This window comes from Roseibium sp. RKSG952, from assembly GCF_009711355.1.
The window spans coordinates 200,047-219,025 of record NZ_SMMF01000959.1; the positions used below are offsets into that span (position 1 = coordinate 200,047).

An 18,979-nucleotide genomic window follows, 5' to 3' on the forward strand; every position below is an offset into this window, starting at 1 on the left:
ACCGTTGAATTGGTTAACAACTGAGAAATGTTATCAGAGACCAACCTGTAACGAGTGACGTGATGCCGACGAACTCCAAGCCACCTCTTGAATCCGCGCTGGCCGCACTGCTTGAGCCACTGGCGCAAGCGATGGTCGCGCATGGCGTCACGGTAGGATCGGCCACCGAAGCACTGAAAAAAGCGTTGCTGACCGCAGCGGAACAGAGCTCCGACGCAACGCTCAGCGACAGTCGTGCCAGCCTTTTGACGGGTCTTCACCGGAAAGATGTAAAGCGGCTGCGCAATCTGGATGAGGATACACCGGAAAGACGCAGCTGCAGCGCGGCGGCTTTGGTAATCAGCCATTGGGCCACATCTCCTGAATTTCAGGATGAATCCGGTGATCCTCGTGAACTCACACGCAAGGGGGGTGAGGATGGGCCGGGATTTGACGATCTGGTCCGTCTTGCCCGGATCGACATGGCGCCGGGAACTGTCCTGAAAACGCTGCTAGACCAGAATATCGTCGAACAGAACGGGGCAGGGGGATTACGTCTTCTGACCCATGCGTTTCTGCCTTCGGGTGGCGGTGCAGAGCAGGTGGCGGCCTATCAGGCAACCCTGTCTGTGCACATGATGGCGGCAACTCAGAACCTGCTGGCTGAACCAGGCGCGGCGCGGAATTTCGATCGGGCCGTCCGATACTCACACCTGTCGGCTGAGTCGATCGAAGAGCTGAGGCGGATATCCGATGAACGGGCGCAGACCTTGTTGCAGGACATTAATGCGCTGGCTCGCAAGCTGCAGGACTACGATCACGAGGGTGGCCATACGGGCCGGTTCGCACTGGGCGCATATATCCTGCCCTCTCCGGATGGGACGCAGGAAGACGGGGAGTAGCCATGGTATTGTTTCCCCGCATATTGGCCGCATTCCTGATCGCGCTCTGGGTTTATGCTCCGGCGCAGGGCCGCAGTGAGGAAGAGCGAGAAGGCGGAATTATCGGTACCGGTATTGTTGGGACGATCACCCATCTGGGCAGCATTCATGTGAACGGTCTGCACATACAAGTCGATGACATGATGCCGATAAGTGGGTCTGTCGAGCCTATGAGCGCTGGTGATCTGGAACCCGGTCACACAGTTGCGATTGTCGCTGAGCGAGTCGATGATGGTTGGCACGCCCGCCATATCCGCCAGGTTTTTCCACTGGTGGGTCAGGTTACAGATTTTGGTGACGGTGAGTTGGCCGTTCTGGGTACCAGGGTCACTGTCGGTGAGACGCTTCCGGATTTGTTGGTGGGGGATTGGGTTGCGGTCAGTGGTCTGTGGCAGGAAAAGGCGGTTCGTGCGTCGCGGATCGAACGCCTCACCGGCACTGAGTATCAGGCGCGCATCAGTGGGACATATCTGTCTTCAGACCAGAACGGCGCATTGGTGATTGGCAGCAGCCTGATCAGCGGGATCAGTCCGCAGCATCTGCAATCGGGTGATCTGGTCCGTGTCTATGGCGAACCCGGACCATCCGGTATCGAGGCGACGCGGCTTGAGACCGGCCTGTTCGATGAAACTGTCGGCATCATCCAGGTACAGGGATACTACTCAGCCCCGCAACCCGATGGTCTTTATACGGTGCTGGGTAGCGGGCTGGTCGCTTACACCGAACGGCCCGAGATGATTGATCAGAACGACAGCGTCATCCGATGCGGTCAGACCGGTCGCCTGATCGACAGTGGTGTTGCAGATCAGGACGGTAACGATGCCCGCGATCTGCAAGCCGAACTTGGTTGCTGATCGCGGTGGCATCACTCGCCGAAAGCGGCGATCAGTTCTTTGGCTAGCGGAAGAGAAGAGTACTCGAGCCGAGAGGGCGTCAGACCAAGCCGTACAACTACCATGTCATGCGATGGGAATACGCCGATGAACTGCCCGTCATGCCCCTGAAGCCAGACTGAATCTTCGAAAGGGGGGTATCCGCCCGGTGCTTCCAGCCAGAGATGGCCTTTGCCATACAGATTGTCTGAGACTTCGACCGGTTCGAACATCCAGTCCGTGTATCCTTCAGGCAGAAGCTGTTGATCTTCCCATTCCCCGTTCTGCAGCAATAGTTGACCGAAACGGGCCCAGTCACGCGCGGTTGCGTACATGTAACTAGACCCGACAAAGGTATCATCGGTGTCGGTTTCAAACACAACTGAAGTCATACCCAACGGCTTGAACAATGCATCACGCGGATAGCTGAGGCTGTCTTTGTCCAGCTTGTCTTGCCAGACCCGTGACAGCATTGTGGATGTGCCGGACGAGTAGTTGAATTCGGTGCCGATTTCGGCCCCTGCGTCTCGGCCCGAGGCAAATCCCACCATGTCATCGTTGAGGTACAGCATTCTGGTAACGTCTGATACGTCGCCATATTCTTCGTTCCACTGCAACCCGCTCGACATTGCGAGCATGTCCCTGACTGTGATGTCCTTGCGGTTGTCCTGCGACCAATCCGGGTAGCTATCTATGAGCGTGTCATCCAGCGACATGCGGCCCGACTTGATCAGCGTTCCGATCAGTCCGGCTGTCACCGTTTTGGTCATCGACCAGCCCAGCAGCGGTGTGTTTTCATCAAACCCGTCTGCGTAAGCCTCGGCCACGATCCGTCCGTTTCGAACAACAACAACCGCGCGATAGCCTTCGCCCAACAGTTCGTTGTCAGACATTATGTTCAGGATTTCAGGATTTTGAGACAGACTCACATCATCGCCCTGCGGCCATGGACCGGCTGGCAAAGGCGCGGGCGCTGCGAGCGTTCTGTCGCTTAGCGCGGCCTCGTGAACATTTGTACATCCAAGACCGTCGCGATATTGCGATGTGGCCGGTGCGAAAAAGCCGAACATCCAAGCCTTTACCGTTTGTGCATCTCGGTCCACCTCAATCGATATCTGTTTGAGGAGTGGATGCCCCGGGGCCTGCACGTCGATCTCCAGCACTTCGTCAGGATCACGGCCTGCAATGAAGACATTGGAACAAACTATTTTGGCTGAGTAATTCGTGCCAACCTTTAGCAAATCCGGCGGTGCGATCAGTAAGTACCCCGTTGCAGCGACTGCAAGCAAAGCCACGGTTCCAACGATGATTTTAAGTGCTTTGCGCAACACGAATACTCCCAACCAATTGTTCAGGCCCTTATCGCCGACCCAATCCGGTCGAACTGTGTCGGTGCATGTCAGCTTTTGCCACTGTTCCGTTACGTTTCGGCGCGGCACCAGATTGAGGAGCCTGACAATCGCGTTAGCTCAGGACTTGCTTTACTAACTCCGGGATATCAGCGCAGACTACGACTCAGACATGTTGAACATGTGACAAGGGCCAGTATTGCCGCCCGTGTCATGCTTTTGTTGTCAAAGGCACTCTAAACACACGTCAAACTCAATTTCAGAAAGGTTTGAAGATGTCTGTTTCCGGTAATTTCTCAATCTCGCGCCGACAGTTTCTTGCAACGACAACCGCCGGGGTGGCATTGGCCACGCTTCATCCATTCTCGGCTTCTGCGGCTGGCAATCAGGCGCATCTTCGGATCATGGAGACCACGGATATCCACGTGCACGTGTTCCCATATGACTATTATGCCGACAAGCCGCGAGATACGGTTGGCTTGTCGCGGACTGCCTCAATCATCAACCAGATACGGGCCGAGGCCACCAATTCGCTGCTGGTCGATAATGGTGATTTTCTGCAAGGCAACCCGATGGGGGATTACATCGCCTACGAGCGCGGGATGAAAGACGGGGACGCGCATCCGATCATCACCGCGTTCAACACCATCGGCTATGATGCAGCCACATTGGGCAACCATGAATTCAACTACGGTCTGAGCTTTCTCGAAAAGTCGCTTGCCGGGGCCGAATTCCCGGTTGTTCTGGCGAATATTGTCACGGAAAAAGGCGCGACTGCGCGTGACGACAAAACGCTGGTTGCCCCATACGCAATCCTTGACCGCGAAATCGAGTTGGGCGACGGCAGCACGCATCCCATCAAGATCGGCGTCATCGGCTTTACCCCACCCCAGATCATGAACTGGGATCGCAAGCATCTTGAAGGCAATGTCCAGGCTCGTGATATCGTTGAGTCTGCGCAGGCCTATGTTCCTGAAATGAAGGAACAGGGCTGCGATCTGATCATCGCCTTGTCCCACTCGGGCATTGGCGAGGCGGACCATTCGGAAGGGATGGAAAATGCCTCAGTACCCTTGGCGGGGGTTGAAGGTATCGATGCCCTGGTTACTGGTCACAACCATCTTGTGTTCCCATCGCCCACCTTTGCCGACCGTCCCGGAGTGGATGTCGAAAAGGGTACGTTGATGGGCAAGCCCGCTGTCATGGGGGGCTTCTGGGGGTCGCATCTTGGCGTGCTGGATCTGTTGCTCGAACGTGATGGAGATGCTTGGCGGGTGGTGACCACAACATCCGAGGCACGCCCCATTTCGAAACGCAACGAAGATCGCTCGATCACCGCGCTGGTGGGGGATGACCAAAAGGTGCTGGACTCAGTTGCCACCGACCATGACGAGACCCTTGCCTATGTTCGCCGCGCGGTTGGTAAAACCTCGGCGCCGCTACACAGCTATTTCGCGCTGGTTGCAGATGATCCTTCGGTACAGATCGTCTCGATCGCGCAGAAATGGTATGTCGAACAGATGCTGAAAGGCACCGAGCATGAGGGTCTGCCGATCCTGTCTGCAGCGGCTCCGTTCAAGGCCGGTGGCCGCGGCGGCCCCGAATACTACACGGATGTGCCAGTGGGAGATGTCGCGATCAAGAACGTGGCGGACCTTTATCTGTATCCGAACACGGTGCGGGCCGTGCGCGTCAACGGGGCTCAGGTCCGCGGCTGGCTCGAGCGGTCCGCAGGAATGTTCAACCAGATCGAGGTTGGATCCGAAGACGCAATTCTGCTGAACCCGTCTTTCCCGTCGTACAATTTCGACGTCATGGATGGCGTGACCTATCAGATCGATCTGTCCCAGCCATCGCGCTTTGGCCCGAAGGGGGAAGAGCTCAACCCCGATGCGGCGCGGATTGTGAACCTCGAATTCAATGGCGCGCCTGTGACAGACGATATGGAGTTCATCGTAGCGACCAACAATTATCGCGCGTCGGGTGGGGGATCTTTCCCCGGTGCGATGGGTGACACGGTTATCTTCGAGGCGCCGGACACCAATCGCGACGTTATCGTGCGTTACATCCTTGAACAGGGAACCATCGATCCAAAAGCGGATGCAAACTGGTCTTTCGCCCCTCTCAACAACACCAGTGTGTTGTTTGAAACCGGGCCCAAGGCCCGTGATTATCTGAGTGATGTCGAGGGCGTGTCACTGGAGGATGCAGGCGAAGGTGCCGATGGGTTCGCTGCGTTCCGCATCAAACTGTAAGAGGTCGGAGAATTCAGTTCTGGGGCAGCCGCATCGGCTGCCCTTTTTCGTTGTTTGCACTGGGGTCTGATCCGTTCGGACCGGAGGCATAGACCCGACGATCAGGCCTAATTCGGTGCTGTCTGAGATGTATGCAAAAAACATCTTGCAACCGGTTGCAAAGAGAATCATTCTGGCACCCGAAAATTAAGGATTCGGGAGAACTGCATGCTGAGGATCGGATTGCTTGGGGCTGGGCGCATTGGTCGTGTTCATGCAAAGGCCATCACTGCACATCCCCAAAGCCAGCTGTGCGCTGTATCGGATGCCATTGAGGATGCGGCTCAGGGTTTGGCTGCGGAAAGCGGAGCTGAGGCGCGGCCTTCCGAAGAAATCATCGCGGACCCTTCGATTGATGCCGTTCTGATTGCCACACCAACAGACACCCATTCCGATTTGATCGAGGCGGCGACTCAGGCTGGCAAAGCGGTTTTGTGTGAAAAACCAGTCGATCTGGACCTTGGCCGTGCTATCGCCTGCCAGAAATCCGCAGCCGCCAACGGTCAGCCTGTGATGATTGGCTTTAACCGGCGGTTCGACCCGAACTTTTCGGCGCTCAAAGCCGCAGCAGATGCCGGCGAGATCGGGACACCTGAAATGCTGTCGATCACGTCCTTTGATCCGGCGCCTCCGCCGGTCAGCTATATCAAGGTTTCCGGTGGGTTGTTCCGGGACATGATGATCCACGACTTTGATATGGCCAACTATCTGATGGGGCAGTTGCCCAAGGTCATTTCAGCGGTGGGAACATCTATCGTCGATCCTGAAATAGGGGCCGCCGGAGACGTTGATACAGCTGTTGTTACAATGACTTACGAAGATGGGCGGATCGCGGTCATCAAGAACTCTCGGCGTGCGGTCTATGGTTATGATCAGCGTGTTGAGATGCTGGGATCCGAGGGCCTGCTACAGGCGCAGAACATGCTGGAAAACACCGTGGTCAAATCGACAGCGGACGGGGTTGTCGGCGCGAAACCGACCTACTTTTTCCTCGAGCGCTATATGCCCGCATATCAGGCGGAATGGGATGCGTTTGTTCAGGCCACCCTGTCTGGATCGTCACTGCCCGTGACACTGGAAGACGGTGTTGCCGCATTGGCCATGGCCGAGGCCGCGACGCGTTCCGCACAGACCGGTCAACCGGTCGCGATGTCCGAAATTTTGAAACCGGTTGCAAAATGATTGGATATCCGGAAACTGAATTAGACCCCGTTTTGGTGCGGGGCCGCAGAGATTCGGCTTGGCCGAATGCTTGGGGTTGAGACCCCGACACGAAGAAAAATTTGTTCCAATGGGAGGAAACCAAATGAACAAGTTCGTTAAAGGTGCATTGGCCGCAGGCGCACTGGCGCTCGCAACGCCGGCCTTCGCGCAGGAAATTGTTGTCGTTTCGCACGGCCAGGCCAATGATGCATTCTGGAACGTGGTAAAGAACGGTGTCGAGCAGGCCGGTAAGGACGTCGGTGTAAACGTCGAATACCGCGCGCCCGAAACTTTCGACATGGTTGCCATGTCGCAGCTGATCGACGCTGCCGTAAACCAGGAGCCCGATGGCCTGATCGTTTCGATCCCGGATGCGGATGCGCTTGGCCCGTCAATCGAACGCGCCGTGGCAGCGGGTATTCCGGTAATCTCGATCAACTCGGGCTCGGATGTGTCGAAAGATCTGGGTGCTTTGCTACACGTGGGTCAGGATGAGTTCGACGCGGGCAAGGCAGCCGGTGCAGAGCTTGCCTCGATGGGCGGCAGCACCGCGATCTGTGTGAACCACGAAGTTGGCAACGTAGCCCTTGACCTGCGTTGCGCGGGCTTTGCCGAAGGTTTCGGTGGTAACGTCGAGGTACTGCCAACCTCCAACGATCCATCGGAAATTGAATCCAAGGTTGCTGCTGCTCTGGCTGCGAACGAAGCCATCGACACAGTTATGGCACTGGGCGCCAGCTCGGCCGGTGAGCCTGCTGTAGCAGCTGTCAAAGGTTCGGGCCGCGACGTGAATGTTGCCTCCTTCGACCTGTCGGCCAACTTCCTGCAGTCGATCGCGGATGGCGACGCAGCCTTTGCAATCGACCAGCAGCAGTATCTGCAGGGTTACCTGTCGGTGAACTTCATGGGTCTGCACGCCAAATACGGCCTGATGCCGGGCGGCAATGTACCTTCGGGTCCGAACCTGATCACGCAGGACAAAGCAGCTCAGGTGATCGAGCTGTCCTCGCAGGGCATCCGTTGATCAACACCAACACCTGAACAAACGGGGCGGCGCACCAGCGCCGTTCCCACCGAATGGGAGGAAACGATGAGTGATTCAGCTCAACTCGCAGGGGATGAAAGGGTCAAGAAAGAGCCTTTCCTGACCAAGCTCATGAAACGGCCCGAGCTTGGCGCCATGGCCGGGGTGGTTCTGGTCGTCATCTTCTTCGCCCTTACGGCGGATGACTCGATGTTTACCCTTGCCGGGATCATGAATTTCATGACGCCTGCGGCGCAGCTGGGCATTCTGGCAATCGGCGCGGCGCTGCTGATGATCGGGGGTGAGTTCGACCTGTCCATCGGTTCGATGGTGGCGTTCTCTGGCCTGTTCTTCGGCGTCTGCGTGGTGACATGGCAATTGCCACTGATCGTCGCGATCCCCATGACATTTGTTTTTGCGGCTTTCGTCGGCGCGATCAACGGCACGATCGTGATCCGCTCGGGCTTGCCATCCTTTATCGTCACGCTGGCTTTCCTGTTCATCTTGCGCGGTCTGTCGCTGGTGGGTCTGAAGGCAGCTACCGGCGGGTCGACACAGTTGCGTGGCGTCCGTGACGCGGTCGAAAACGATTGGCTGTCGCCGATGTTCTCAGGAGAAGCATTTGGCAGCCTGTTCGCATGGCTCGCCGCAAACGGAATGATCGATACATTCAAAAGCGGCGCACCCAAAGTGCCGGGTATCCCGGTGGAAATTCTGTGGTTTGTCGTGCTGGCGCTGGCGGCAACATATGTGTTGCTGCGTACCCCTGCAGGGAACTGGATTTTCGCCTCGGGCGGTGACAAGACTGCCGCATCAAACTCGGGCGTCCCGGTGAACCGCGTCAAAATCTCGCTGTTCATGCTGACCGCCTGCTGTGCCGCTTTGGTTGCCATCATCACAGTGATGGATGCCGGATCGACCGATGCCCGCCGTGGCTTCCAGAAAGAATTCGAAGCGATCATCGCCGCTGTTATCGGAGGGTGTCTGCTGACCGGCGGCTATGGCTCAGCCATCGGTGCATTCTTCGGCTCAATCATCTTTGGCATGGTTGTCATCGGCCTGACCTATACTGATTTCGATCAGGACTGGTTCCAGGTTTTCCTGGGCGCGATGCTGCTGATTGCCGTTCTGTTCAACAACGCGATCCGTAAACGCGTAACGGGAGAGCGCTGATATGACCGAGGATACCAAATTCCATCACGGGGACTCCGCCACCGACGCCGCTCCGATCGTCGAGATGAAAGACATCGAAAAGCACTTTGGCAACATCATTGCACTGGCTGGTGTCAGTTTTGATGTGAAGCCGGGCGAGTGTCACTGTCTGCTGGGCGACAACGGTGCGGGCAAATCCACCTTCATCAAGACCATGTCCGGGGTTCATAAACCCACCAAAGGCGAGATCTTGTTCGAAGGCAAACCTTTGCACTTCGACACGCCAAGAGACGCCATGGAAGCAGGCATTGCGACCGTGTTTCAGGATCTGGCGATGATCCCGCTGATGAGCGTTACGCGCAACTTCTTCATGGGGCGCGAACCGACCAAGGGCCGGGGTTTGCTAAAAAGGTTTGATGTCGAACAGGCAAACGATGTCTGCATGGAAGAGATGCGCAAGATGGGCATCAACCTGCGCGGCCCCGATCAGGCTGTCGGAACGCTGTCAGGCGGCGAGCGCCAAACCGTTGCGATCGCACGGGCGGTATATTTCGGTGCCAAGATTCTGATTCTCGACGAACCGACCTCGGCTCTTGGCGTGCGTCAGACATCGAACGTACTGGCAACCATTGATCGCGTGCGCAGTCAGGGCGTGGGTGTGGTGTTCATCAGCCACAACGTACGCCATGCGCTGGCTGTGGGTGACCGCTTTACCGTGCTTAACCGGGGAAAAACGCTTGGTACGGCCCGACGCGGTGAGATCACGCCCGAAGAGCTGCAGGACCTGATGGCGGGTGGTCAGGAAATGGCCGAGCTTGAAGGTTCGCTGGGCGGCACGGTTTAACTTAGGATTTTCCGGGTGTCCCAATAGGGGCATCCGAAAGGGAAGGTGGCACCGGACGCCACACTGATTGCAGGCTCGGCAAAAAAGCCTGACACTTTCGCAAATGTGACAACCAACGGAAGGCCGATGGCGGCTTCGTGTTGAAAGGGATCGTGATGAGCAAGACAGTCCGACTGACCGCGGCGCAGGCTCTGGTGCGTTATTTGGGGGCGCAGATGAACGAGGCCGGAGAGCCGTTCATCGCAGGCGTCTGGGCCATCTTTGGGCACGGTAACGTGGCCGGTCTGGGTGAAGCGCTGCACGCCGTGAAAGACAGTTTGCCTACCTATCGGGGGCATAATGAGCAGACCATGGCGCATTCGGCTATTGCCTATGCCAAGCAGATGGGTCGCAGCCGCGCAATGGCCGTGACATCTTCAATCGGGCCTGGCGCGACCAACATGGTTACTGCAGCAGCGCTGGCGCATGTTAACCGCCTGCCGGTTCTGTTGCTGCCGGGTGATGTGTTCGCAACGCGCGGTCCGGACCCAGTGCTGCAACAGGTCGAAGATTTCGGCGATGGAACTGTCAGTGCAAATGACTGCTTCCGTCCGGTCAGCCGGTACTTCGACCGGATAAGCCGCCCCGAACATCTGTTGACAGCATTGCCGCGCGCATTTCGCACTATGACCGACCCTGCCGATTGCGGGCCCGTGACGCTGGCCTTCTGTCAGGATGTGCAGGCCGAGGCATATGACTATCCCGAAAGCTTCTTTGAGCCCCGCGTGTGGCACCAGCGCCGTATTCGTCCGGACGAGGGTGAACTTGCGCGTGCCGTCGAAGCGATTAAGGCTGCCAAACGACCGGTAATCGTAGCTGGAGGCGGGGTGCACTATTCGGATGCCACTGCCGCATTGCAAAGCTTTGCCGAAACCCACAATGTGCCTGTCGCAGAAACGCAGGCCGGCAAGTCATCGCTTGCGTGGGATCATCCCCTAAATCTTGGCCCTGTTGGCGTAACTGGCGGAGAGCCTGCGAATGCCGTGTGTGCCGAGGCCGATCTGGTGTTGGGCGTAGGCACGCGACTTCAGGATTTCACCACAGGGTCCTGGGGTCTGTTCTCAAACCCTGAACGCAAAATGGTCTGTCTGAACACCGCTGCGTATGATGCCGAAAAGCATGGTGCCATGCCGCTGCAATCGGACGCGCGTGTTGGCTTGAGCGAATTGGGAACTGGTTTGGGCGATTATCAGGCTCCGTCGGTGTCAAATACGCTGAAATCCGATTGGTTCGAAAAGGTGGATGCGCTTACTGATGCGCCCGCCGACAGCAATGCGTTGCCGACAGATATGCAGGTTGTGGGCGCGGTTCAACGAGCCTCGAACGACGACACAGTTGTGATGTGCGCAGCCGGCACGATGCCCGGAGAACTGCATAAGCTTTGGAAGGCACCGCGCCCCGGTGCCTATCACATGGAATACGGCTTTAGCTGCATGGGTTATGAGATTGCAGGCGCCATGGGCATCAAGATGGCCCAGCCGGATCGCGATGTGATCTGTTTTACGGGTGATGGCACCTACATGATGGCTAACTCGGAAATGGCGACGGCCGCCATGATGGGCGTGCCCTTTACCGTAGTCATCACTGACAACCGTGGCTTTGGCTGCATCAACCGCTTGCAGATGGGCACTGGCGGAGCCGAGTTTAACAACCTGCTGGATCACGCGGTGCATGAGTCGCCTTCATCGATTGATTTTGCGGCCCACGCGGCCTCGATGGGTGCGACATCGGTCAAGGTCAGCTCAATCGCCGAACTCGAAGAGGCACTGGCAAAACGGGCCGAAATCAAGGGACCTTATGTGGTTGTCATCGATACAGATCCCTATCCATCCACCGAATATGGCGGAACGTGGTGGGAAGTGGCAGTGCCCGAAGTCAGCATTCGTCCCGAAGTGAATGAAAAACGCGTGGCCTATGAAGCCGCCATCAAGGAAAGAAACACGAAATGAGCGTGAAAATCGGGATTTCTCCGATCGCATGGCAAAATGACGATCTGCCGGACCTGACGGCAGCCTTTACCATGGAGCAGGCGCTGAGAGAGGCGCGCGAGATCGGATATATCGGCGTCGAACGCGGGCAGCGGATGCCTGGCGATACCGAAGGTCTGCGTGCTTATCTCGACGGGAACGGCATCGCGCTCTGTGGCGGCTGGTGTTCGGGCGCGTCTCTGGTCAACGACTTTGCAACCGAACGCGAGGCGGTGCGGGAACAGGTCGAGCAGTTCGTGGCGCTGAACAGCCCGTGTATCGTCTACGCCGAATGCTCGAACACAGTGCAGGGGCAGATCGGGACGCCGGTCAATGACCGGCCAAAGCTGACCAAAGACGAGGTGATGGCCTACGGTGCAAAGATCACTGAGCTGGCCAAATGGATGGCGGATCAGGGCATGACCATGGCCTATCACCATCACATGGGCACGATCATCGAAAGCGAAGATGACGTGAACTGGCTGATGGAAGGATCAGGGCTCGAAGTGAAGCTGTGCTTTGACACCGGCCACCTGTTGTTTGGCGGCGGCGATGTGATGGCCACGCTGAACCGCTGGGGCGATCGTGTGCATCACGTGCATTTCAAGGATATCCGCCCGGCAGTGGTGCAGGAGACACGAGAGAATAATCGAAGCTTCCTAGATGCTGTGATTGCCGGTGCCTTCACGGTCCCAAGCGATGGCTGCATCGATTTCCAGGCGGTCGCGGATGCGCTCAAAGCCATGGAATACGAGGGCTGGATCGTGGTCGAGGCTGAACAGGACCCCGCCAAGGCGCCGCCCTATGAGTACTCCAAGAAAGGTTACGACCACATTGTCGAGGTCTGCCGTCAGGCGGGATTGGAGATCAAAGCGTAACAACCCGCCCTTCGGGGCAACACCGAAGCCATGAAAGAGGAGAATAATCATGGTGCATCAAGAACTCGGTTTCGTCGGCTATTTCGACCGGGAATCCTGTGATCTGGATGAATTCAAGGTGTTGACCTCGCAGAACCTGTTGGCCGAGGCGGTGCCGCATGCCGCCTCGATCGAAAAAAACGTTCCAATCTATGACATGCATACGCTGCGACCCTCGCTTGATGATTCCATCAAGCGCAAGGCTCTGTTGGCCGAGTGGGGGCATGTTCTGGATAAATCGGCCGGGGTGATTGTGCTGAAAGGGGCGTTTGCCGATACCTCGGTGATCGACCGGGCCACGGCTGTCTTTCGGCAGATCATAGAGGAAGAGCGTCAAGGCAGTGGCGGTGAGGGCGACCACTTTGCCGCGTCCGGGGCCAATGACCGGATTTGGAATGCGCTGCAAAAACAGTGCCTGCGCGACCCCGAAGGCTTTGCGCTCTATTTCGGGAACACGGCGTTAGCGGCGGCGTGTGAAGCGTGGTTGGGACCAAACTATCAGGTCACGGCGCAAATCAATCAGGTGCGCCCCGGAGGCAAGGCCCAGCAGGCGCATCGTGACTACCATTTGGGATTCCAAAGCGCCGATAGCGCGGCGCGCTATCCGGTTCACGCCCATCTGGTGACAGCAACGCTGACATTGCAGGGGGCCGTGGCTCATTGCGATATGCCGGTTGAAAGTGGCCCCACCAAGCTGTTGCCGTTTTCACAGCTTTACGCACCGGGCTACGTTGCCTTCCATGATGAGGCCCATCGAGCCTATTTCGAGGAAAGCTACATCCAGTTGCCGTTGGAGAAGGGCGATGCGGTGTTCTTCAACCCGGCACTGTTCCATGCGGCAGGGGAAAACAGCAGCGCAGATATTCACCGAATGGCTAACTTGTTGCAGATCTCCTCGGCTTTTGGCCGCGCGATGGAGGCCATCGACAGACGATCCATGTCCGAGGCGGTGTTCCCGTCTTTGATTGCTCTGAAACAACGAGGCGATCTGACGGCAGCGGAACTGGACGCGGCCATAGCGGCCACGGCAGAGGGATACCCCTTTCCGACCAATCTCGATACGGACCCACCTGTGGGAGGTAACGCACCGGAAAGTCAGGCGGATATCCTGCGACGCGCGGTTTCCGAAGGCTGGACTGAGGCGCAACTGTCCGAGGTTTTTGCTGCACTGCAATCCCGGCAGGCTGCATGAAGCATTATTGGCGGGCAACCAATGCCCGCCTTTTAAGGAGATACAAATATGGCAGACCTGCTCAAGAAACCTTTTGGCACCCGTGGCAAGGTGCACGACATCACCCCGGCCAGCGCCGGGTGGCGATATGTGGGTTTCGGGCTCTACCATTTGAAGGCGGGGGACCGGGCAGCCGAGGTAACCGGAGACCGCGAAGTCATCCTTGTAATGGTTGAAGGCAAGGCGCGCATTACCGGAGCGGATCAGGATTGGGGCGTGTTGGGCGACCGGATGAACGTCTTTGAAAAGACCCCACCTCATTGCCTCTATTTGCCAAACGGAACCGAATGGGAGGCCGTGGCCGAAACCGATTGCGTGATCGCTGTGTGTTCGGCCCCAGGCAAAGGTGGTCACGAGGCCCGGCGGATCGGCCCGGACGGGATCACGCTGACTGAACGCGGCAAGGGTGTGAACACACGCTATATCAATAACATCGCGATGGAGGCTGAGGACTACGCCGACAGCCTGCTTGTGACCGAAGTGTTCACGCCAAACGGGCACTGGTCGTCATACCCCAGCCACCGTCATGACGAAGACGACTATCCGCGCATCACCTATCTTGAGGAGACGTATTATCATCGCCTGAATCCCGCCAATGGGTTCGGCATACAGCGGGTTTATACGGATGACGGCCAACTGGACGAAACCATGGCGGTGTCTGATGGCGATGTTGTGACCGTCCCGCGTGGCCATCACCCTTGCGGTGCACCTTACGGTTTTGAGATGTATTACCTGAACGTCATGGCCGGACCACTTCGGAAATGGCGCTTCGTTGCAGCCCCCGAGGTGGAATGGATCATGGAGCGTGACAGTTGACCCAAGCCTTTGCGAACTACCCAAGTCTGAACGGCAAGACCGTTTTTGTAACCGGAGGTGCGGCGGGGATCGGAGCAGACATTGTTCGCAGCTTTACCGCGCAAGGCGCAAAGGTCGGCTTTTTGGATATCAACGCGGATGCCGGCCATGCGTTGCTGGCTGATCTGAAGGCTGAGCATGTCTTTGCCCAATGCGACCTGCGCGATATCGAAGCCCTGCGGGATGCCTTTACCCAGTTGATTGAGGAACTGGGCAATGCCGATGTGCTGGTTAACAACGCCGCCCATGATGACCGCCATGACTGGCGTGAGGTCAGCCCCGAATACTGGGACGAGCGTATGGCAACCAACATCCGCCACATGTTCTTTGCCATTCAGTCCGTCGCTCCGGGCATGATGGAAAAGGGTGGTGGATCGATCGTCAATATAGGCTCGAACTCCTGGTGGGAGGCGGGGGCAGGGTTTCCGGCTTATGCGACCGCGAAGTCGGCAGTTCACGGGCTGACCCGAACCATGGCACGCGAGTTGGGGGATCACCGTATTCGCGTGAATACAGTCGTGCCCGGCTGGATCATGACCGAGCGCCAGAAGGAATTGTGGATCACACCTGAAGCCTTGGCCAAGCAGATTGATCGCCAATGCTTGCCGGATCCGATTGACCCGATTTATGTCGCCCGCATGGTGCTGTTTTTGTCTTCGGATGATGCAGCGATGTGCAGCGCCGGCAACTTCATGGTCGAAGCCGGTTCCATCTGAAATCGCATAACAACCGAAATAGGAGAGTGGGAATGTCCCAACCTTTCCAACTGGCGGCCTGCGCCGAAATGCTTTGGCTGGACAAACCCATGGATTGGCGTGTCGCCCGCCTGACCGAGATGGGGTTTGGTGTCGGACTCTGGAACTGGCCTGATCTGGATCTTGCAAAAATCGAAGCTGTCGGCGCTAACTTCACCATCATGAACGGCTATCTCGAGGGGCGTCTGGCGGATGATGAGGGTGCAGAGATGCTGCTTCGTTCAGCACGGGAAACAGCGCAGATCGGCAAGCGGCTGAATGTAGATAGATTGAACCTGCATGGCACCGGGCTTGGCGATGGTGGCATTCCGATCTGTCAGCATGATGTCGTGAGCGGAGACATGTGGCTCAAGGCGCGTGATACTCTGAACCGCATCTGCGATCTGGCCGAGGAGGAAGGCGTGGTATTCACGCTGGAAAACCTCAATCTGCTGGACCATCCCGGTTGCCCGTTTGGGTCCACGGCTGATGTGCTTGCATTGGTGTCTTCGGTCGACCGTCCACAACTACGCATCAATCTCGACCTCTATCACACGCAGATCGGCGAGGGGGATCTGATCCGGTGGTGCGATAAGTGCCTGCCATGGATCGGTGAAATACAGGTGGCGGATAATCCGGGCCGCTGTGAACCCGGATCGGGCGAGATCAATTACAAGATGATCGCAAAGGCACTCTATGAGCTCGAATATCGCGGTCCGGTGGGTATGGAGGCCTTTGCTTCGGGCGATCCGGAAGCGGCCCTAGAGGCATTCCGGACCGCATTCACTGTCTGACCTGAAGGGGCGCCTACCTTTGGGGTGGCGCTCCGAAGGCACGGATCACAGTGCGGGCGGCGGCCTCGACCGGATCAATAGTCTCTTTCAGGATCGTCACTCGATCAAAGCGATCGGGATCGCGATTCACCGCTTCGCGCAATGCTGCACCGAATGCCATGCGCAACTCAGTCCCGATATTGAACTTACAGATCGAGGTCTCGCGGGCCAATCGGCTGCGTTGTTCCACCGGCACGCCAGATCCGCCATGAATGACCAGAGGTACGTCGGTCACAGCATCGATCTGTGTGATGCGTGCCTCGTCCAGCCCGCCTTCCTTGTTTTCCTGCAGATGAACATTGCCGACCGAGATGGCCATCGCATCCACACCGCTTTCGCGCGCGAACTTAGCCGCCTCGTCAGGATCGGTACCGTTGGACCCTTCTCCGCCGGAATAGCCGACAAAGCCAATCTCGCCCTCACAGGAAATACCTGCTGCATGTGCCATTTCCGCGATGGCTGCGGTTTCATCGATGTTCTGTTGCAGCGGTTTTCTGGAGCCGTCGAACATCAGCGACGTGAACCCGCTGTCGAGCGCGATTTTGCAGTCTTCGAACGTGTAGCCATGATCCAGATGCGCTACGATCGGGACGGATGCGTTTTCGGCCAGATGCCGGAACATTTTGCCTAAAATCGGCAACGGAGTATGCTCGCGGCAGCTGGGTCCCGCTTGCAGGATCACGGGTGCGTTTTCGGCTTCAGCAGCGGCCACATAGGCGCGCATGTCTTCCCAACCCAAAGTCACAAGACCGCCAATGGCGTAGCCCTGTTCATAAGCCGGTTTCAGAACGTCTGAGAGTGTGACAAGGGTCATTTGAACTTTGCAATCATGTCTTTGATGCCGGGGATCGTTTCGATCTGATAGGCATGGGTGGGCTGGAAATACTGGACCAGTGAACGCTGGCTCAGGCCGCCGAGAATGGTGAAATAGTACATCTCGTACCCCGGCAGAACGCAGCAGGGGTGATAGCCTTTGTCGATGCAGATCGTTGAGCCGTCGACGATATGATATGCATCCCCCGGATCATTGTCTTCACGCTGCAACATCTGCAGGCCCGAGCCCCAGTTGGGTTTGAAGCGGAAGTTGTACGTCTCATCATGACGGGTTTCATCCGGCAGGCGGTTGGTGTCGTGCTTATGACTTGGAAAACCGGACCAGCCGCCCTGACCAACTGTGAACAACTCACTGACCAGCAGCCGACCGACCTTGTCGTGCTGTTTCTGACCGAGGATGTGCTTGATCTTGCGATGGGTCTTGGTGTCGTCGCTGCCGTATTGAACAAGATCATGTTCACGGACATCGAAGGGTTCAAGCACCTTGTCGTACTTAGCACCCGCGATGAAAACCTCGGTTTCATCGAACACGCAGACCAGCTGCGCCTTGGCGCCGACGGGCACGTAAACACCTTCCGGGTCGCCGTCCCAGACATCTTCGCCCCGCTTGCCCAGCTTGGCAAACTGAACACCTTCGACGTCAACATCGACACTGCCAGTGGCAGGGACGATGCAGGTCTCATAGCCCGGAACCTGATATTCGAAAGCTTCGCCTTTTTTAAGTTTGACGATGTTGAAGTAGTTCAGCGGAACCGTTGGGTCATCCGCATCGACGATTGGTTTGTTCTGATTGTCATATGGCGCGATATGCATGGTTGTCTCCTATGGGGCCGCTGTGGGGCCCGGGTGGGACGCAAGAAATTTGTTCAGCTCTGGGGTTGTCGGCATGGCCGGGGCGCAGCCGGGTTGTGACACAACGATCGAGGCACAGGCAGATCCCCGCATGACCGCGTCCCGCAATGAATGACCAGCGGCGATTGAAGCCAGCAGGCCTGCCATGAAACTGTCGCCTGCCCCGTTGGGTTTCACGGCGGTGACGGGGTAGATCCCAGTGTGGATTTCCTCACCATCGACCAGTGTGATGGCACCTTTTTCACCCATCTTGTAGATGACGATCCGCCCGGGTTTCCGGGCCAGTTCCCTGGCTTTTTCAAATCCTCTTTCAATGCCGCCGGCCATAAACCCAAACTCTTCATCATTTCCGACGATCAGATCGCTTGCTTCACCAGCGCGCGACAGGACGTCTGCGGCAACCTCGGGCGAGGGCCAACTGTAGGGTCGGTAATCGATGTCAAAGATAACTGGCAGTCCTGCGTTGCGTGCATTGTCGATCGCCCGAAACGTAGCGCTGCGCGAAGGTTCGGCCGCAAAGACCGTTCCGGCCGAGATCAGCGCGGTAAACTTGCCGTAGTCGACCTGGTCCATGTCTTCTTCGGTGACCTGAAAATCAACCGCGCCATTGCGGTAGATGACATTCTGAAAGTCCTCCAGCGTGCTTTCATAGACCGCAAGCGACATACGGTATTCGCCGCCAACGACGCGAATATATGACGTATCCACACCGTAGTGATTCAGGCGATTCATGCAGAACCGACCGATGGCGTCATCTGCAATCGACGTGATCAGCGATGACTGACTGCCAAGCTTGACCAGCCCTGCACAGATATTCGCGGACGAACCCCCGAGATCGGCCCGAAATGTATCAGCGTCTTCGCTTTTGACGCCAATGGGGTCAGCAAACAGGTCCATGCCTGCGCGTCCCAAAACAGCGAACCGGTTTCCTTTGATACCATCTATCAAAGCGCTCAAGTCATGTCCTCCGGCAAAAAGGGGTCAGCAAAGTTTGGACCTTGCGTTGAATCGATTCACACGATACTGATTTTGCAACCGGTTGCAAATAATATGTTCGGA

The 18,979-nt window shown here is 57.2% G+C and carries 17 protein-coding genes; 13 read left to right on the plus strand and 4 right to left on the minus strand.

The genetic code is table 11. The features are described from left to right. Positions 1–62: 62 nt before the first annotated feature. Both E1297_RS40945 and E1297_RS40950 read left to right on the plus strand, forming a co-directional pair. Entirely contained in the window at positions 63–881 is an 819-nt protein-coding gene (locus E1297_RS40945) for a DUF6502 family protein (protein WP_155148550.1), read from the plus strand. Positions 882–883: 2 nt separating this feature from the next. After that, entirely contained in the window at positions 884–1,774 is an 891-nt protein-coding gene (locus E1297_RS40950) for a DUF5666 domain-containing protein (RefSeq protein ID WP_155148552.1), read from the plus strand. An 11-nt stretch (positions 1,775–1,785) separates the two neighbouring features. Here the strand turns inward: E1297_RS40950 and E1297_RS40955 are convergent, their stop codons facing one another. Further along, positions 1,786–3,120, minus strand: coding sequence for a serine hydrolase (locus E1297_RS40955; RefSeq protein WP_155148554.1), 1,335 nt, complete (start codon positions 3,118–3,120; stop codon positions 1,786–1,788). A 296-nt stretch (positions 3,121–3,416) separates the two neighbouring features. On the opposite strand from E1297_RS40955, the gene E1297_RS40960 reads away from it, so the two are divergent. The 11 genes from E1297_RS40960 (at position 3,417) to E1297_RS41010 (ending at position 16,195) form a co-directional block, all read left to right on the plus strand. Then, complete coding sequence (locus E1297_RS40960; protein WP_155148556.1) at positions 3,417–5,396, plus strand: bifunctional 2',3'-cyclic-nucleotide 2'-phosphodiesterase/3'-nucleotidase; 1,980 nt, start codon at positions 3,417–3,419, stop codon at positions 5,394–5,396. Positions 5,397–5,603: 207 nt separating this feature from the next. Next, positions 5,604–6,617, plus strand: coding sequence for an inositol 2-dehydrogenase (iolG, locus tag E1297_RS40965; RefSeq protein ID WP_155148558.1), 1,014 nt, complete (start codon positions 5,604–5,606; stop codon positions 6,615–6,617). 124 nt (positions 6,618–6,741) lie between these two features. After that, entirely contained in the window at positions 6,742–7,662 is a 921-nt protein-coding gene (locus E1297_RS40970; RefSeq protein WP_155148560.1) for a sugar ABC transporter substrate-binding protein, read from the plus strand. A 66-nt stretch (positions 7,663–7,728) separates the two neighbouring features. Continuing rightward, the gene (locus tag E1297_RS40975) at positions 7,729–8,835 is read left to right on the plus strand and encodes an ABC transporter permease (protein WP_155148562.1); all 1,107 of its coding nucleotides are present in this window, start codon (positions 7,729–7,731) and stop codon (positions 8,833–8,835) included. A gap of 64 nt (positions 8,836–8,899) precedes the next feature. Beyond that, complete coding sequence (locus E1297_RS40980; protein WP_244328079.1) at positions 8,900–9,658, plus strand: ATP-binding cassette domain-containing protein; 759 nt, start codon at positions 8,900–8,902, stop codon at positions 9,656–9,658. Between the two features lie 155 nt (positions 9,659–9,813). Then, positions 9,814–11,646 (plus strand): 3D-(3,5/4)-trihydroxycyclohexane-1,2-dione acylhydrolase (decyclizing), encoded by a 1,833-nt coding sequence (gene iolD, locus E1297_RS40985; RefSeq protein ID WP_155148565.1) that lies wholly within the window; start codon positions 9,814–9,816, stop codon positions 11,644–11,646. Continuing rightward, positions 11,643–12,542 (plus strand): myo-inosose-2 dehydratase, encoded by a 900-nt coding sequence (gene iolE, locus E1297_RS40990; protein WP_155148567.1) that lies wholly within the window; start codon positions 11,643–11,645, stop codon positions 12,540–12,542. Before iolD ends, iolE begins: the two co-directional genes overlap by 4 nt. 49 nt (positions 12,543–12,591) lie before the next feature. Beyond that, a complete protein-coding gene (locus E1297_RS40995; protein ID WP_155148569.1) occupies positions 12,592–13,773 on the plus strand; it encodes a phytanoyl-CoA dioxygenase family protein in 1,182 nt (393 codons plus the stop codon). Positions 13,774–13,821: 48 nt separating this feature from the next. After that, positions 13,822–14,628, plus strand: a complete 807-nt coding sequence (iolB, locus tag E1297_RS41000) for a 5-deoxy-glucuronate isomerase (RefSeq protein ID WP_155148571.1) — start codon at positions 13,822–13,824, stop codon at positions 14,626–14,628. Then, positions 14,625–15,383, plus strand: a complete 759-nt coding sequence (locus E1297_RS41005) for an SDR family NAD(P)-dependent oxidoreductase (protein WP_155148572.1) — start codon at positions 14,625–14,627, stop codon at positions 15,381–15,383. Before iolB ends, E1297_RS41005 begins: the two co-directional genes overlap by 4 nt. Positions 15,384–15,415: 32 nt before the next feature. Then, positions 15,416–16,195 carry a TIM barrel protein gene (locus tag E1297_RS41010; RefSeq protein WP_155148574.1) on the plus strand — a complete coding sequence of 260 codons (780 nt, stop codon included), beginning with the start codon at positions 15,416–15,418 and terminating at the stop codon, positions 16,193–16,195. Positions 16,196–16,208: 13 nt separating this feature from the next. On the opposite strand, the gene E1297_RS41015 is transcribed toward E1297_RS41010, so the two are convergent. From E1297_RS41015 to iolC, 3 genes are read right to left on the minus strand one after another with little or no spacing between them, the layout of a single operon-like run. Next, the gene (locus tag E1297_RS41015; RefSeq protein WP_155148576.1) at positions 16,209–17,048 is read right to left on the minus strand and encodes a class II fructose-bisphosphate aldolase; all 840 of its coding nucleotides are present in this window, start codon (positions 17,046–17,048) and stop codon (positions 16,209–16,211) included. Beyond that, positions 17,045–17,881, minus strand: a complete 837-nt coding sequence (locus E1297_RS41020; protein ID WP_155148578.1) for a 5-deoxy-glucuronate isomerase — start codon at positions 17,879–17,881, stop codon at positions 17,045–17,047. Before E1297_RS41020 ends, E1297_RS41015 begins: the two co-directional genes overlap by 4 nt. Positions 17,882–17,890: 9 nt before the next feature. After that, positions 17,891–18,877 (minus strand): 5-dehydro-2-deoxygluconokinase, encoded by a 987-nt coding sequence (iolC, locus tag E1297_RS41025; protein WP_155148581.1) that lies wholly within the window; start codon positions 18,875–18,877, stop codon positions 17,891–17,893. Between the last annotated feature and the right edge of the window lie 102 nt (positions 18,878–18,979).